At 68.1% G+C, this 15,622-nt stretch carries 11 protein-coding genes; 7 read left to right on the top strand and 4 right to left on the bottom strand.

Annotation, left to right across the window (positions count from 1 at the left end; translation table 11 throughout):
- Positions 1-8: 8 nt before the first annotated feature.
- On the bottom strand, positions 9-1,355 hold the full coding sequence (hpnE, locus tag ON40_RS20175; RefSeq protein ID WP_040825112.1) for a hydroxysqualene dehydroxylase HpnE: 1,347 nt from the start codon (positions 1,353-1,355) through the stop codon (positions 9-11).
- Positions 1,356-1,601: 246 nt separating this feature from the next.
- Between hpnE and proS the strand changes: the two genes are divergently transcribed.
- A complete protein-coding gene (gene proS, locus ON40_RS20170) occupies positions 1,602-3,041 on the top strand; it encodes a proline--tRNA ligase (RefSeq protein WP_040825110.1) in 1,440 nt (479 codons plus the stop codon).
- Positions 3,042-3,089: 48 nt separating this feature from the next.
- Here proS and ON40_RS20165 read toward each other — a convergent pair whose 3' ends face one another.
- Positions 3,090-3,995 carry a LysR family transcriptional regulator gene (locus tag ON40_RS20165; RefSeq protein WP_040825108.1) on the bottom strand — a complete coding sequence of 302 codons (906 nt, stop codon included), beginning with the start codon at positions 3,993-3,995 and terminating at the stop codon, positions 3,090-3,092.
- 58 nt (positions 3,996-4,053) lie between these two features.
- On the opposite strand from ON40_RS20165, the gene ON40_RS20160 reads away from it, so the two are divergent.
- Positions 4,054-5,199, top strand: a complete 1,146-nt coding sequence (locus tag ON40_RS20160; RefSeq protein WP_305082377.1) for an FAD-dependent monooxygenase — start codon at positions 4,054-4,056, stop codon at positions 5,197-5,199.
- A 201-nt stretch (positions 5,200-5,400) separates the two neighbouring features.
- Positions 5,401-5,892, top strand: coding sequence for a DUF6508 domain-containing protein (locus ON40_RS20155; protein ID WP_157186351.1), 492 nt, complete (start codon positions 5,401-5,403; stop codon positions 5,890-5,892).
- 38 nt (positions 5,893-5,930) lie between these two features.
- On the opposite strand, the gene ON40_RS20150 is transcribed toward ON40_RS20155, so the two are convergent.
- Positions 5,931-6,179 (bottom strand): hypothetical protein, encoded by a 249-nt coding sequence (locus ON40_RS20150; protein ID WP_051193348.1) that lies wholly within the window; start codon positions 6,177-6,179, stop codon positions 5,931-5,933.
- A 35-nt stretch (positions 6,180-6,214) separates the two neighbouring features.
- Positions 6,215-7,348, bottom strand: coding sequence for a 3-ketosteroid-9-alpha-monooxygenase, oxygenase component (locus ON40_RS20145; RefSeq protein ID WP_040825209.1), 1,134 nt, complete (start codon positions 7,346-7,348; stop codon positions 6,215-6,217).
- A 291-nt stretch (positions 7,349-7,639) separates the two neighbouring features.
- Here ON40_RS20145 and ON40_RS20140 point away from each other — a divergent pair, with 291 nt between their 5' ends.
- From ON40_RS20140 to ON40_RS20125, 4 genes are all read left to right on the top strand, one after another.
- Positions 7,640-8,674, top strand: coding sequence for a LysR family transcriptional regulator (locus ON40_RS20140; RefSeq protein WP_245567907.1), 1,035 nt, complete (start codon positions 7,640-7,642; stop codon positions 8,672-8,674).
- A gap of 121 nt (positions 8,675-8,795) precedes the next feature.
- Positions 8,796-10,511: a DUF3556 domain-containing protein gene (locus ON40_RS20135; protein ID WP_040825101.1), complete on the top strand. Its 1,716-nt coding sequence runs from the start codon at positions 8,796-8,798 to the stop codon at positions 10,509-10,511.
- A gap of 371 nt (positions 10,512-10,882) precedes the next feature.
- Positions 10,883-13,111, top strand: a complete 2,229-nt coding sequence (locus tag ON40_RS20130; RefSeq protein ID WP_051193329.1) for a SulP family inorganic anion transporter — start codon at positions 10,883-10,885, stop codon at positions 13,109-13,111.
- Between the two features lie 191 nt (positions 13,112-13,302).
- Positions 13,303-15,534 carry a SulP family inorganic anion transporter gene (locus ON40_RS20125; protein ID WP_040825206.1) on the top strand — a complete coding sequence of 744 codons (2,232 nt, stop codon included), beginning with the start codon at positions 13,303-13,305 and terminating at the stop codon, positions 15,532-15,534.
- Positions 15,535-15,622: the final 88 nt, after the last annotated feature.

The raw sequence follows: 15,622 nt of genomic DNA, 5'->3' as shown, positions 1-15,622 counted from the left end.
GCCGATGCTTACTTCGTCAGTGCGACAACGGCTTTCGCTGCGCTCTGAGCTGCGCTCTCCATGGTGGCGGACCAGTCGGTGCGGGTCCAGTCCCCGGCGATGACCAGGTTCGGGACCGAGGTGCGCTGGTCGGGGCGCAGCCCGTCGGTGCCGACGGCTTGGGAGAAGGTGGCTCTGGGCATCCTGACCACCTGCGCGTGCACGACGCGGGCCGCGGCGGCGGCCGGATAGTGTTTACGCAGCAGTTCCATCTGCTCGGTGATGATCTCGTCGTTGCTCTTGTGGATCTGCTCGTAGGCCCCGCTGGTGGTCAGGCAGTACAGCCACGCGCCCTGCGCGACGCGCCGATGCATGCGCTGGCGGTCGAACACCTCGTCGATGACGCCCGTCCCGCCGATGATCGCCTCCATCGCGGCCTTGGTGCCCAGCGGCCGGTCCAGGTAGAGATTGGTGCTGACGATCGGCGTGTAGCCCAATTTATCTGCCGCAGCGTACAACTCGGCGTGCTCGGGCAGCCCGTCGAGCAGTCCGTGGATGCGGGAGTTCGGCACCGCGACGATGACGCCGTCGGCCGGAACCACGGTGCCGTCGGCCAGCCGCACAGCGGTCGCCCTGCCGTCCTCGATGACGACGCGGTCGGCCACCGCCCGATACCGCACCTCGACCCCGTAGCGCTCGAACACCCGCTGGGCCCCGGTGATGAAGAGGGTGTCCAGATCGACCACCGGATAGCCGATGCCGACCGCGTGACGATGCCGAATCTCTTGGCGGATACCGGTTGCCAGCACATCGGCGAACACCTTCGCCGACTCGCGATCCACCCGTTCGGCCGCGATCCCCAGCGCCAGCCAATCCCACAGTGCCTCACGGGCTTTGGCGGGCATGCCGACTCGCTCGAACCACCGCTCGGTGGTGATGTCGGCGAGATCCGCGGGCTGGAACAGGGCTTGGCGGCCCAGTCGCAGCGTGGCTCGCAACGCGCGCAACCGTTCGAGCGGGCTCGCATCGGGATGCGCCCCCAGCAGTGTGGGCAGTGCGCGGATTCCCTTGGTGTGTATCAGAACCGAACGACCGCCGGGCCAGCGCAGGGCGCCGCCGTGCGGGAATTCCACCAGATGGTCGGTGCCCACGCTGCGCAGGTAGCGGAACAGGTGCTCGTATCCGGTGGCCAGGACGTGCTGGCCGTTGTCGGGCAGATCGTCGACCTCCGGCACGCGCAGCGCCTGAGTGCGTCCGCCGAGCCGGGCGCGCCGCTCGAGCAACGTCACGCGATGTCCGGCCTCGGCGAGCCATACCGCGGCGGCCAGTCCGGCCAGCCCGCCACCGACGACCACGTATCGGCGGGTGTTGTCCATCTGCGACCTCCAGGTGGAAGAGATGCGAACGGGCAGACGATCACGGCGACCCCTGCTCCGAGTATGCGTCAAAGATAGGTTTGATGTTTCATTGCTGCAACCATGGATGTCGGCGACTACCAACCGGATCGGCGGGCGATGGTGACGCGGCACAGACGGCGCAGCGCAATTCCGGCCGCCGACTCGTCACATCCGAGGGCATGCTGATGGTGGGAACCGAGATCGTGGCCGGTAGCCTGAGCGACCATGGCACGGGATGAACGTGGTGTGACAGCGCAGAGTGAGGACTTCGCCGCCTGGTACAACGAGGTGGTTTTCAAGGCAGGTCTCGTGGACCGAGGCCCGGCCAAGGGCACCATGATCATCCGACCGTATGGCTACCGACTGTGGGAGCAGCTACAGGGCGAACTGGACCGGCGGATCAAGGACACCGGTCACGAGAATGCCTATTTCCCCTTGTTGATTCCGCAGAGTTACCTCAGTCGCGAGGCCGAACACGTCGAAGGTTTCTCCCCGGAGCTGGCGATCGTCACGCACGCGGGCGGTAAGGAACTCGACGAGCCGCTGGTGGTGCGGCCGACCTCGGAGACCATCATCGGCGAGATGATGGCCAAGTGGATCGGCTCGCACCGGGATCTGCCGCTGCTGCTGAACCAGTGGTCCAATGTGGTCCGGTGGGAGATGCGGCCGCGAATGTTCCTGCGCACCACCGAATTCCTGTGGCAGGAGGGCCACACGGCGCATCTGGATCGCGCGGACGCGTTGCGCGAGACCATGCTCGCGCTGGACATCTATCACGAGGTCGCCCAGGACCTGGCCGCGATGCCGGTGGTGCCCGGGGAGAAGACGCCGGGCGAGCGGTTCGCCGGTGCGGTCGCGACCTACACCATCGAGGGGATGATGCGCGACGGCCGCGCCCTGCAAGCCGGGACCTCGCACTACATGGGCACGAACTTCGCCACCGCCTTCGGCATCCGGTACACCGGTGAGCAGGGGCGAGAAGAGTTCTGCCACACCACATCCTGGGGAATGAGCACCCGGATGGTCGGCGGCATCGTGATGACCCACGGAGACGACAAGGGGCTGGTGTTCCCGCCCCGCCTCGCGCCGTATCAGGTGGTGATCGTGCCGATCGTCCGGGGCGAGGACACCGAGGTCGGCGCGGCCGCGGAACGACTGGCCGGTGCCTTGCGCGAGGTGGGCGTGCGGGTGCACGTCGACGCCCGTCCGCAGCTGACCCCGGGATTCAAGTACAACGAGTGGGAGATGCGCGGTGTGCCGATCCGCCTCGAACTCGGCCCGCGCGATCTGGCGAACGGCACCGCGATGATGGTGAAACGTCTGGGCGGAGAAGGCAAACAGGCGCTACCGCTGGATTCCCTGCCCCTGCAGATCCCCGCGATCCTCGAGGAATTCCAGTCCTACCTGCTGGCCCGCGCCACCGTATTCCGCGACGAGCACACCCGAACCGTCGACGCCTGGGAGGAATTCACCGAGGCCGTGTCGACCGGCTGGGCGGTGGCATTGCACTGTGGCACCCGCGAATGCGAGGAGCAGATCAAATCCGCCACCGCCGCCACCCCGCGCTGCATCCCGACCGACGGCGAACCCGCCACCGGGACGTGCGTGCGGTGTGATGCGCCGTCGGCATACGGGAAACGGGTCATCTTCGGCCGGGCGTACTGATCCGCGTCCGGCCCCGCCTGCCGGGGCCGGACGCTGTGCAGCGGCGCATCACCCAGGGGCCGACGCAGTTTCGCCGATCGAGGCTGCGGCAGAAGCGGCGATCAGGTCGCGCAGCCAGGTGTGCGCCGGGTCGATGTCGACGCGTGCGTGCCAGGACATCACGGCGCGGATCGGCGGCAGCGCGAAGGGGAGTGGGTGGACGGTCAGGCCGGGGTGTGCGGCGCGGCGGGCGAACGAGGCCGGGGCGACCGTGGCGAGGTCGCCCGCGGCGACCGCGCGTAGCGCGATATCGATCGTCGGGACCGAAAGTACTACGCGCCTGGACAATTGGTGCGTCTCGAGGATGTCGTCGATCGGGTCGCGCAGGCGTCCGCGCCGAGATACCACGACCTGATCGATCGCCGCGAATTCCTCGAGGGTGCCGGGTCCGTCGGAGCCGGTGCGGACCAGGGCGAGCTGGTCGGTGGCCACGACGCCGGCGCGCAGATCCGGCTCGTCGGGTTCGTCGGCGCTCAGGCGCACATCGATTCGCCCCTGGCGCAATTCGTCCGATGTCGTGCCGGATTCGCCGAGGATCCGCAGCCGGACCCCGGGTGCGTCCCGGCGCAGGCGGGTGAGCAGATCCGCGGCCATCGCGTTGGCCAGCGCGTCGTTGCACTGGACGGTGAAGGTGCGCTGCATGGTCGCGGCATCGAAATCCGTTGGCGGGGTGAGGATCGAGTGCGCCTGCTCGACCAGGGTGTGCAACTCGTCGCGGATCTGCTCGGCGTACGGCGTCGGGAGCATGGACCGGCCCGAGCGGACCAGGATCGGATCGCCGGTCACCCGGCGCAGCCGGGCGAGCGTGCGGCTCATCGCCGGTTGGGACAGATGCATGCGATCCGCCGCCGCGCCGACGCTGCGCTCCGCGAGCAGGACGTCCAGGGCGGTGAGCAGATTCAGATCCACATGCATGTGACGCATGGTAAAGATAAAAAGGATGCATTTGCAATCATATCTTCCCGATCGTTGAATTGATCTCGACACCAGCGGATTTCGGCAAGGGGAGAAGATCATGCGAGTAGTCGTCGCGGGCGGCGGACTGGTCGGGTTGACGGCGGCGGCCGCGCTCGGGCGGCTGGGGCACGAGGTGACCGTCGTCGAGCAGGCGTCGGAGATTCGCGCCGCGGGTGCGGGAATCGGGCTGTGGGAGAACGCACTTCGCGAATTCGATCGCATCGGCATCGGTGCGGCCGTGCGGGCGGTGGGGCACGAGATCGACGCGTGGTTCTTCGATCAGTCCGGTCGTCCCGTGCGCGCCGCGGGATACGGCGACTACGAGCACCGGTTCCTGCTGGTGCCGCGGCCGGAACTGAACGTTCTGCTGGCCGATGCGACCGGCCGGCAACGGATCCTGCTCGGCGATCGGGTCACCGGATTCACCGAGACCGGTGACGAGGTGCGCGTGCTGCTCGAATCCGGGCGCGGTCTCGAGGCGGATCTGCTCGTCGGCGCGGACGGTGTGCACTCCAAGGTTCGGGCCGCGCTCGTACCCGACAGCGCAGCGCGGCGCCATCCGGGGCATTACGCCTGGCGCGCAGTGGTTCCCGCGGGTGCGGAACATCCCGAGGGAACCGTGCTGACGGTCGGTCGCGACCGTACGCGCGGCGGATATTCGCGCCTGTCGGGCGATCGAACCATGTGGATGGTGAATCAGTTCGAGGTCGGGGAGTTGCGCGGCACGCCGCGCGAGCGCGCCCTGGCTCGGGCGCACAACCTCGCGGAGAGCGGCTGGCACGATGATCTGCTGCGGATGATCGAGGCCACGCCCGATGAGGCGATCCTGGAGAATCCGATCCTGCTCGTCCCGGAGCTGTCGCACTGGACCGGTGCGCACGTGGTGCTGATCGGCGATGCGGCGCACGGACTTTCACCACACATCTCCGCCGGGGGCACGCTCGGCGTCGAGGACGTCGGCGTGCTGTGCGCCTGCTCGGCCGCCGACGGGGATCTCGCGAGCGTCCTGAGCGAGTACGAGCATCGTCGCCGGGAACGGTTCGATCGGGTTCGCGCCTTCTCGGCCGAAGTCGAATTCGCCGCCGACGCGGGCGAGTTCGCGCAACGATACGCGGCGTTCAGCCACTGGATGCTGACCACTGCTCCCAACCGCGAGAACTGAACGCCGGAACCGAGACCGGACGGTTCGTCCGGCGGGACGCCGAATTCCGGCCCGCCGCAACCGGTTCGAGGGAGCTATGTGTTGCTGGCGAGCGGCGGCCTCCGTTCCTCGGCCCGGCGGGCCACGCGATATCCGAATTAGCCGCCGGAGTGCTCACCGCGGCCGGGAATCGCCTGTGCGGGTGCGCGGTACGGTGGCGTGGTGGATGTTCTCGATGACGCGGCGATCGAATCTCGGCTGCGTGCGGCGTCTTCCGACTGCTGGGGCACCCTGTGGTCGGCGGCGGACAAGGTGCTGGCCTCCGAAGGCCCGCAGTCGGAGTGGATCTTCAATTCCGGGCAGCAGCCGTACATCCGCTACAGCGACGAGGTGAACGTCTTATTGGCCGCGCTGGATAGCGCCGGGTTGGTCGTCGAATTCCCCTGGCGGCAGTGGGACGGTCTGAGCCGGTACGAGACCGGGCAGGGCCTGGCCGACGCGCCGGTCGCGGAATCGGTTCGGGTACTGAGCATGATGATGAATTCGGAGCGTTTCGTCACCGGCACCATCGCGCACCTGCTCGAGGACGGCACCCTGGCCACAGCCCTGGAACGCCTGCGGACCTGGCACCGCGAGCAGCCGGCGCTGGCGCCCGCGCGCCGCGGGCGCGCCGATGAGCGGCGCTGGAGCCGGTGGCGGCGGCGACGTTCGTGAGCGCGGGGCGTGTCCGGCGTCGCGGCCGGACATGCCGCTCAGGACCGCTCATCGGGTTGGCCCGCCGCCGGATCGAGCACCGGCAGATCCCCGGATTGCGCTGCGGCCCGGATGGATTCACGCATCGCGGTGCAGTACGGCAGCGGCGCTCGGGACAACTCCGCCGCGGCATGCCGCTCCACGCACGCGGCGGTCGCGGCGGCGTTCCACTGGACGCTGGTCTGCGCCCATGTACTCTTGCGCGCCAGCACCCCCGCACCGCACTGCTCACACCGCACCGGTGACATCGGCGCGGTGCGCAGCCGCTCGTCCGCGGGTCCGGTCACGAAGCCGCCTCGGCCTGTCGCGCGAGGTTCTCCCGGACCTGCTGCTGCCACGCCTCGACCGGGCGGGTGGTGTCGAGTTCGAATTCGAAGCGGTCCACCATCTCCGGGGTCACCTCGGCCACGTCCACATAGAACTGCTGATACCAGCGGCGCAGTTGATAGACCGGGCCGTCCTCCTCGCACAGCAGCGGATTGTCGATGCGCGCCTTGCGTTTCCAGATCGCCACATCCTGTTCGAACCCGGCCTTCACCGAATTGCCCAGCGCGATCGCGGTGGCCATCGCCTCGTCGGCGGGCAGCGTCTCGGACTTCTTCACGATGATGCCGTACTGCAGCACGAAGGAATTCGCGTCGATCGGATAGTGGCAGTTGAGCAGAACGGTCTGATAGTCGCCGTCCTCGAAGTGGTACACCAGATCGTCGATCATGAACGAGGGCCCGTAGTACGCGGCGACCGAGGTAGTGCCCAACGGTTTGGGTTTGCCCTCGGGGGAGGGCAGATCGTCGCGTGCCCCGCCGTTGAAGTACTGGGTGGCGACGTGTCCTTCGAAGACGTTCCGGAAGTAGGTCGGCAACGAACCGTGGATGTAGAAGAAGTGCGCCATATCCACGATGTTGTCGATGATCTCGCGGCAATTGGTGTTGACCACCGTGGTGTACCAGTGCCAGTCGGTCCATTCGTCGCTGCCCGCGCCATCGATGCGCGGAATGGTGATCTCGGCGGGCGGCTTCTTGCCCTCCGGATCGTTCCAGACGAACAGCAGGCCGTCCTGTTCGAGTGTGGTCCAGGCGCGGGTGCGAGCCAGCGGCGGCACCCGCCGGGCGTAGGGGATCTGCTTGCAGCGGCCGTCGCCGCCCCAGCGCCAGTCGTGGAACGGGCAGGCGATCTCGTTGCCCTTGATCTCACCGTCGGACAGATCCCCGCCCATGTGCCGGCAGTAGGCGTCGAGGACGTTGATCGTGCCGTCCGCGCCGCGGAACACCACGAGCCGGGTGCCGAATGCCTGGATGGAGTGCGGTTCGCCGTCGGAGAAGTCCCGGACCAGGCCCAGACAGTGCCAGCCGCGGGCGAATCTGGCCGGCGCCGCCTCGGCCTGGATCTGGCGAACCTCGTCGTGCACGGTTGTCATGGCAACCTCCTGGAGTGCGTGCGTGCGGAAGTGGGCTGGTACGGCCCTCAGATTCGGGCCGATCCGCATGACCTCGGTTATAACACCGCCAACTGCCTTGCCGGGCAGTCAGTTTCACTGACCGGACGGAGGTCGCGGGTACGGTGATCCGGGCGGTCGGTACCTCGTGACGCGGTGCGCGAGAGGGCGTGCGGGCGTTGCGCATCCGACAACCACCGGTTGTTCCCATGGGTGCGGAGCCTCCGACGCACTCGCTAGGATGCACAACCGGCCGGAGTAACGGGAGGTGTGGTGACGGATCTCGATCTGGCGGCGGTGCGGGCGTTCGTGACCGTGGTGGACGAGGGACAGTTCGGTCATGCGGCGCGGGTACTGGGTATCACGCAGCAGGGCGTGTCCAAGCGGGTCGCGAAACTGGAGAGTCAGCTCGGGGTGAGCCTGTTCGATCGGCTCGGCTCGGGCAGCGCGGTGACGGCCGCGGGGGCGAAGGTGCTGCCGCACGCCCGCGCGTTGCTCGCGGTCGCGCAGGACACCGTGGTCGCGGCGCGGGCGCAGGTGCGACCGCTGCGGGTCGCGGTCCAGGGGGAACGGCACGTCGCCTCGGTGTCGATGCGGTACTACCTGGACCGCAATCCGGAGGCGGACGTCGAGATCGTGATGTCCACCGCGTTCCGATCCGGTCGGGACGCGCTGTTGAACGGCCGCGTCGACGCGGCGTTCGCGCGGCAGCACGGGGGACCGCGCGCATTGCCGCCGGGAATCGGAGCCGTCCCGGCTCATCTGGAACCGCTGCACCTACTGGTCGGCCGCGATCATCCGCTGGCCGCGCAATCGGCGGTCACGCCGGCGCAGATCGCGGCGTATCCGGTCTGGGTGCCCGGCGCCTCGGTGCCATCCGAATGGGCCGATTACTACCGGGAGTGGAGCGAATTCAGCGGCGTCGAGATCGTCACCGGCCGGGTGCCGGGCGGTTCGCCCGAACGCGAGGACGATCGCGAGAAGGGACGCGGCCCGTTCGGGCTCGAGGCCGTTCTGGAACGTCTCGCGGCCTCGGACACGCTGGCGTGCTTCGCCGGTGATGGTTACCGCTTCCCGTGGCATCCGCACATCCGCCGCCTGCCGATCTTCGATCCCACTCCCGCTTATCCGCACGCGCTGCTGTGGGCCAGCGCCGGTGCGCATCCGGGGCTGCCGCCGCTGATCGCGCACGTCCGGGAGAACTACAACGGCGATATCGGTGCGGACTGCTGGATTCCCGAATCGGACCGGCCGCTCTTTCTGCCCGCGCCGCCCGTTCCGGCGTCGACGGCGCACAGGGCGGGCTGACGCACACTTATCAGGACACATGTCCGGACATGATTGACAGCACACGGCGGGCATGCCACCGTGGCTGGGCCCGGGTCGGGGTTCGACGACGATCCGGGTGAAAAGCGGACGGGAGTGTGTGATGGGGTTCCTGGAACCGGATCTGCCGGTGATCGATGTGGCGGAGTGGAGCAAGGGCACGCGCGGCGAGCGGATCCGGCCGATGGCGCGGCACTGGGCGGAGGTGGGCTTCGGGACGCCGGTCGTCCTGCATCTGGCCTACGTCGGCAAGATCCTGCTGTACATCCTGTTCGGCTGGCTGATCGTGCTGTCCACCAAGGGAATCGACGGATTCCTCGACGTCGGCCGGTGGTGGTCGGAGCCGATCGTGTTCCAGAAGGTCGTGCTCTACACGCTGCTGTTCGAGGTGATCGGTCTCGGCTGCGGATTCGGGCCGCTGAACAACCGCTACTTCCCGCCGATGGGATCGATCCTGTACTGGTTGCGGCCCCGCACGATCCGGCTGCCCCCGTGGCCGCGTCGGGTCCCGCTGACCGCCGGAACGGCCCGCACGCCGGTGGATATCGCGCTGTACGCGGCGCTGCTGGTGGTCACGGTGATCGCGCTGCTGTCCGACGGCACCGGTCCGATGCCCGCACTGCACACCACGGTCGGGCTGCTGCCGATCTGGCAGATCGTGCTGATCCTGGTGCTGCTGGCGGTGCTCGGCCTGCGCGACAAGGCGATCTTCCTGGCCGCGCGCGGCGAGGTCTACGGCTCGCTGACCCTGGCCTTCCTGTTCGGCGCCGACTCGTTCGTCGCGGCGAAGCTGGTGTTCATGGTGATCTGGATGGGTGCGGCGGTCTCGAAACTGAACCGGCACTTCCCGTTCGTCATCTCGACGATGATGTCCAACAATCCGCTGATCCGGCACCGGTCGCTCAAGCGGATGTTCTTCGAGAAGTTCCCGGACGACCTGCGGCCGGGACGCGCCTCGCGGATCGTGGCGCACAGTGCCACCGTGGTCGAGCTGTGCGTGCCGGTGGTGCTGTTCTTCACCCACGGCGGCGTGCCGACCGCGATCGCGGCCACCGTCATGGTGTGTTTCCACCTCGGAATCCTGACCGCGATTCCGATGGGCGTGCCGCTGGAGTGGAACGTCTTCATGATCTTCGGGGTGTTCTCACTCTTCGTGGCGCACGCCGATCGCGGGCTCGCCGGTCTGCACCACCCCGTGCCGGTGGCGCTGTTCTTCCTCGTGATCGCGGGCATCGTCGTCGCGGGGAATCTGTTCCCGCGCTACATCTCCTTCCTGCCCGGCATGCGGTACTACGCGGGCAACTGGGACACCACCCTGTGGTGTGTGCAGCCCTCGGCCTCGGCCAAGATCGGGGCGAACATCGTCGCGATCGCCAGCATGCCCCAGGCGCAGCTGGAGAAGTTCTACGGCAAGGACCGCGCGCAGATCCCGCTGTATCTCGGCTATGCCTTCCGCGCCATGAACACTCACGGCCGGGCGTTGTTCACCCTCGCGCACCGGGCGATGGCCGACGGCAACGAGGACGACTACACGATCACCGACGGCGAGCGCATCTGCAGTACCGCGATCGGCTGGAATTTCGGTGACGGTCACATGCACAACGAACAACTCATCGCGGCGTTGCAGGAACGCTGCGGATTCGAACCCGGCGAGGTGCGCGTCGTACTGCTCGACGGCCAGCCCATCCATCACCAGACCCAGCAGTACCGCCTCGTCGATGCCGCCACAGGTGAATTCGAGCGCGGATACGTCCGGGTCGCCGATATGGTCACTCGGCAGCCGTGGGCCGATGACGTGCCGGTGCACGTGGCCGAGTGACATCGGAGTGAGCGCAGGGGCGGGGTACGCAACGCCTGCCGACCGTGTGTGGGGACTGCGTTCGCCGAGTGACGCGCCGAAGATGTTGCGGCACAGCCATCCTGGCCGTGTGTGATGGCCGCGGCTCGGGCGGCCGCCCACCCGTTGAACAAGATCACGATTCGGTAGCGGATACCCAGTCAGGGGAATATGACTTTTCATATCCTTTGCTGATTCTTTACGATTGTCGCGACCCGCTTCTGCGGGGTCTTCCAGCGGCCGCTACGCGACACGACGGTGTCCGGGCCGCATCAGTTCCGCCCTGCTCTCGATGCCAGTACATGTTCGGCCGATGAACCGATCCGGTTGCCCCGGTTCGGCGAAGGAGACATATGTCCAACGACACCGATCCGGCCCGACGGATACCGTTCCCCGGCCTGTCGGAAGTGTTCCGCCACGACCTACCTGCCTCGATCGTGGTGTTCCTCGTCGCTCTACCACTATCGATCGGCGTCGCCGTGGCCACGGGGGCGCCCGTGGCCGCCGGGCTGATCGCGGCCGTGATCGGCGGCCTGGTCGCCGGATTATGTGGCGGATCGACGTTGCAGGTCAGCGGCCCGACGGCCAGTCTCACCGTGGTTGTCGCCGAGAGCATTCACCAATTCGGCTGGGCGGTAACATGTTTCATCACCGCCGGTGCGGGAGTGCTGCAGATCCTGTTCGGGCTCAGCAGGATCGGGCGTGGCGCCCTGGCGATCGCGCCGGTCGTGGTGCACGCCATGCTCGCCGGAATCGGCATCGTCATCACGTTGCAACAGGTCCACGTGCTGCTCGGCGGACAGTCGCTGAGTTCGTCGTGGGACAGCATCGTGCAGCTGCCGCATCAGCTGGTCTCGGTGCACCCCGGTGATGCGCTGGTCGGCGTGCTGGTGATCGCCATCCTGCTGGGCTGGCGGTATCTACCGAACGCGATCCGGCGAGTGCCCGCACCCCTGGTGGCGGTGGTCGCCGCGACCGCCGTGGCGCAGGTGGTGCCGACCAGCATCGCGCGAATCTCGTTGCGCGGCCCGCTGTTCCAGGACATCTCCCTGCCCGCGCTGCCGTCCGGCGGCTGGGGTGCGGTGGCGCTGACGATGATCACCATCGCGCTGATCGCGAGTGTCGAAACACTGCTGTCGGCGGTCGCGGTGACCAGGCTGCGGCCGGGTACGCGCTGCGATCTGGATCGGGAACTGCTCGGCCAGGGCGTGGCCAATATGACCTCGGGTCTGCTGGGCGGACTGCCCGTCGCGGCGGTGATCGTACGCAGCATCACCAACGTCAACGCGGGCGCGCGGACCCGCGTCTCGACGATGCTCAGCGGCGTGTGGGTGTTGATCTTCGCGGTGGCGTTCGTCGATGTGGTGCAACAGATTCCGAAGGCCGCGCTGGCCGGGCTGTTGATCGTCATCGGCATGGGTCTGGTGAAACTGGCGCACATCCGGCTGGCCCGGCGCAGCGGCGATCTGATCGTCTACGCGGTGACCGTGTTGGTCGTGGTGTTCTGGAATCTGTTGCTGGGCATGCTGACCGGGCTGGTGCTGGCCTTCGCGCTGCTGCTGTGGCGGGTGGTGCGGGTGGTCGTCGCGGCCGAGCCGGTCGGCGGAGCCGATCGCTGGCTGGTCACCATCGACGGCACCTGCACCTTCCTGGCGGTGCCGCGCTTGACCGGTGAGCTCGCACGGGTGCCGGCGGGCGTGCCGGTCACCGTGGAGCTGACCGTCGACTTCCTCGACCACGCCGCCTCCGACTCCCTGCACGAATGGGCGAACGACCACGAAAAGACCGGTGGAACAGTGGAATTCGTGGAGATGGGGGCGGCCCGCATCGCCGATCTGGCCTCCGGTCCGCCCGCGCGCGGACATGCCCGGCGGCTGCTGACCGAGACGCTGGGCCCGTGGCGGCGTACCCCGCTGGTCGATCCGATCGCCGCCGGCATCACCGCCTACCACCGCGGCCACGCGCATGTGATGCGGCCGCACCTGGGCGCGCTGCACGATGTGCAGAACCCGGATTCGCTGTTCGTGACGTGCTCGGACTCCCGGCTGGTCCCGAACGTGTTCACCAGCAGCGGGCCCGGTGATCTGTTCACCGTGCGCAACATCGGCAACCTGATTCCGCAGGGCGGGCAGGACAGCTCGGTCGAGGCCGCGATCGTCTACGCGCTGGACAAACTCGAGGTCCGGTCGGTGGTCGTGTGCGGGCATTCGGGTTGTGGCGCAATGGATGCGCTGTACCACGAGCGGGTCACCGGATCCGGGTTGGACGACTGGCTGGCGCACGGGCGCGGCACCCTGGAGCAGTTCCGGCTCGGGCACCCGGTCGCGGCGGCGGCCGCGGCGGCGGGATTCGGGGAGGTCGATCGACTGGGCATGGTGAACGTCGCGGTGCAGCTGGAAACCCTTGCGCGCCATGAGCGGATCGCCCGTGCGGTCGCCGAACGCGGTCTGGTGCTGTCCGGACTGTTCTTCGACATCCCCACTGCCCGGGTATTGGAGATCACTGCCGAGGGTATCGCCGAATTCACCGACGCCGCAGGTGGATTCGAGGTGGATAGGCGAGAACCGGTTGTAGCGCAGTAGATCCGGCGGCGGTCCGGGGAATCCGGGGCGTGCTCACCGGTTCTGGTGCAGTGTTAACCCACTGGAATTCTTTTTCTCAGGCTTTACTAAGACTTTACCAATAGTCTGGCCGAGCTTCCGGCGATCTGTCGACAACGGTGTCCGCAGCGTGCGTTGGGATGCCTGGAGTACATGCCTGGTGAAGGAGAATGATGTCCACCACCGTCGACACGTCCCCACGATCTACCGCTCCGCCCGGTCCCTCGCGAGCCGAGCGCCGCGCCTCTCTGATCCGCTACGATCTGCCTGCCTCGATCGTGGTATTCCTTGTCGCCCTTCCTCTTTCGCTCGGTATAGCGGTGGCCTCGGGCGCGCCCATCGCCGCCGGACTGATCGCCGCCGTGGTCGGCGGGCTGGTCGTCGGCGCCCTCGGCGGGGCCCGGCTGCAGGTCAGCGGTCCGGCCGCGGGGCTGACCGTGGTCGTGGCCGGAAGTATCAGCGAATTCGGCTGGAAGACCACCTGTTTCATCACGGTGGCGGCCGGTCTGCTGCAGATCGTCTTCGGCCTCAGCAGGATTGCGCGCGCGGCGCTGGCCATCGCGCCCGTCGTGGTGCACGCGATGCTGGCCGGCATCGGCGTCACCATCGCACTGCAGCAGGTGCACGTGCTGCTCGGCGGCGCCTCGCACAGCACGGCGGCGGAGAATCTGCGCGAACTGCCCGGTCAGTTATTACATCTGAGCGGCGACGATTTCATCGTCGGTGCGGTCGTGATCGCGATCATGGTGGCCTGGCGCTGGGTGCCGCAACGTGTCCGGGTCATTCCGGGGCCGCTGGTCGCCGTCGCCGTGGGAACCGTGCTGTCCCTGGTGCTTCCGGGCAATCCCGCGCGATTGGCCATCGACGGTTCGGTGTTCGACGCGATCGGGCTGCCGCAGATGCCGAACGGCAACTGGGGCGCGGTGGCGATGACGGTGCTGACGTTCGCACTGATCGCCAGCGTCGAGAGCCTGCTCTCGGCGGTGGCCGTGGACAAGATGCACACCGGCCCGCGCACCGATTTCGATCGCGAGCTGGTCGGCCAGGGCAGTGCGAACCTGGTCTCGGGTCTGCTGGGCGGTCTGCCGGTCACCGGTGTGATCGTGCGCAGCGCGACCAACGTGCAGGCGGGAGCGCGCAGCCGCGCCTCGACGATCATGCACGGGTTCTGGGTGCTGCTGTTCGCGGTGGTACTGGTCGGCGTGGTCGAGCAGATTCCGAAGTCGGTGCTGGCCGGACTCCTGGTCGTGGTGGGTGTCCAGCTGGTCAAGATCGGCCACATCCGGCTCGCCCGGCGCACCGGTGACCTGGCCGTCTACGCGGTCACGATTCTGGGAGTGGTGTTCGCGAACCTGCTCGAGGGTGTGCTGATCGGGCTCGTGCTGGCCTTCGCGCTGCTGCTGTGGCGCGTGGTGCGGGTGAGTGTGCACGCCGCGCCGCTCGGCGAATCCGGCCGGTGGCTGGTCGGCATCGACGGCACCTGCACATTCCTGGCCTTACCGAAGCTGTCCTCGATGCTGGCGAAGGTCCCCGCGGGTGCGGACGTCGTCGTCGAGCTGAGTGTGGACTTCCTGGACCACGCCGCCTGCGAGGCCCTGCAGGAGTGGGCTCGCCAGCACGAAAGCAACGGCGGCACCGTCGAATTCGCGGAGATCGGCACCGCACGGATGGCCGGCGTGCTGGACGGCCCGCCGCGCCGGGGCAAGGCCCGCGGACCGCTGGAGGAGGTGCTCGCGCCCTGGCGCGACCGTGGCGCGCACGCGATCACCGCGGGTGTGGCGGCCTATCACCGCGCGCACGCCCATGTGGTGCGCCCGCATCTGGACGAACTGCGCGACGGGCAGGATCCCGACTCGCTGTTCCTGACCTGCGCCGATTCGCGAATCGTGCCGAACGTGATCACGCACAGCGGGCCGGGTGACCTGTTCACCGTCCGCAATGTCGGAAACCTGGTCCCCGCGCGCGGTGCGGACGTGTCCACCGAGGCCGCGCTCGAGTTCGCGGTGGACAAGCTCGGCGTGCGGACCGTGGTGGTCTGCGGGCATTCCGGCTGCGGTGCGATGCAGGCCCTGCTGCGTGACGACGCGGTCACGACGCCCGCCAGCGGCCTGAGCAACTGGCTCGCGCACGCTCACCCGAGTCTGGACCGCTACCGTGCCGGACATCCGGTCGCCGCCGCCGCGGCGGCCGCCGGCTACGACGAGGTGGCCCAGCTGAGCATGGTGAACGTCGCGGTGCAGTTGGAAACCCTCGCCGACCATCCGCTGGTGCGGCGGGCCGTGCGCGAGCGCGGCCTGGTGGTGTCGGGCCTGTACTTCGACATCGCCACCGCCCGCGTCCTGTCGGTCACGACGACCGGAATCGCGGAGATCGCCGATCTCGATCGCGCCGGTGTCGCCGGATAGGACCGACCTGCGGCCCATCGGGTGAGGTTGTGCCACAGGGGGATTCGAAGAGCCGTGGCTCGCGCGCCCGATGCCTGATGTGCGGCGA

It is taken from the genome of Nocardia jiangxiensis NBRC 101359 (assembly GCF_000308615.1).
Lineage (GTDB): Bacteria > Actinomycetota > Actinomycetes > Mycobacteriales > Mycobacteriaceae > Nocardia > Nocardia jiangxiensis.
This window is presented reverse-complemented; position numbering and strand designations above follow the sequence as displayed.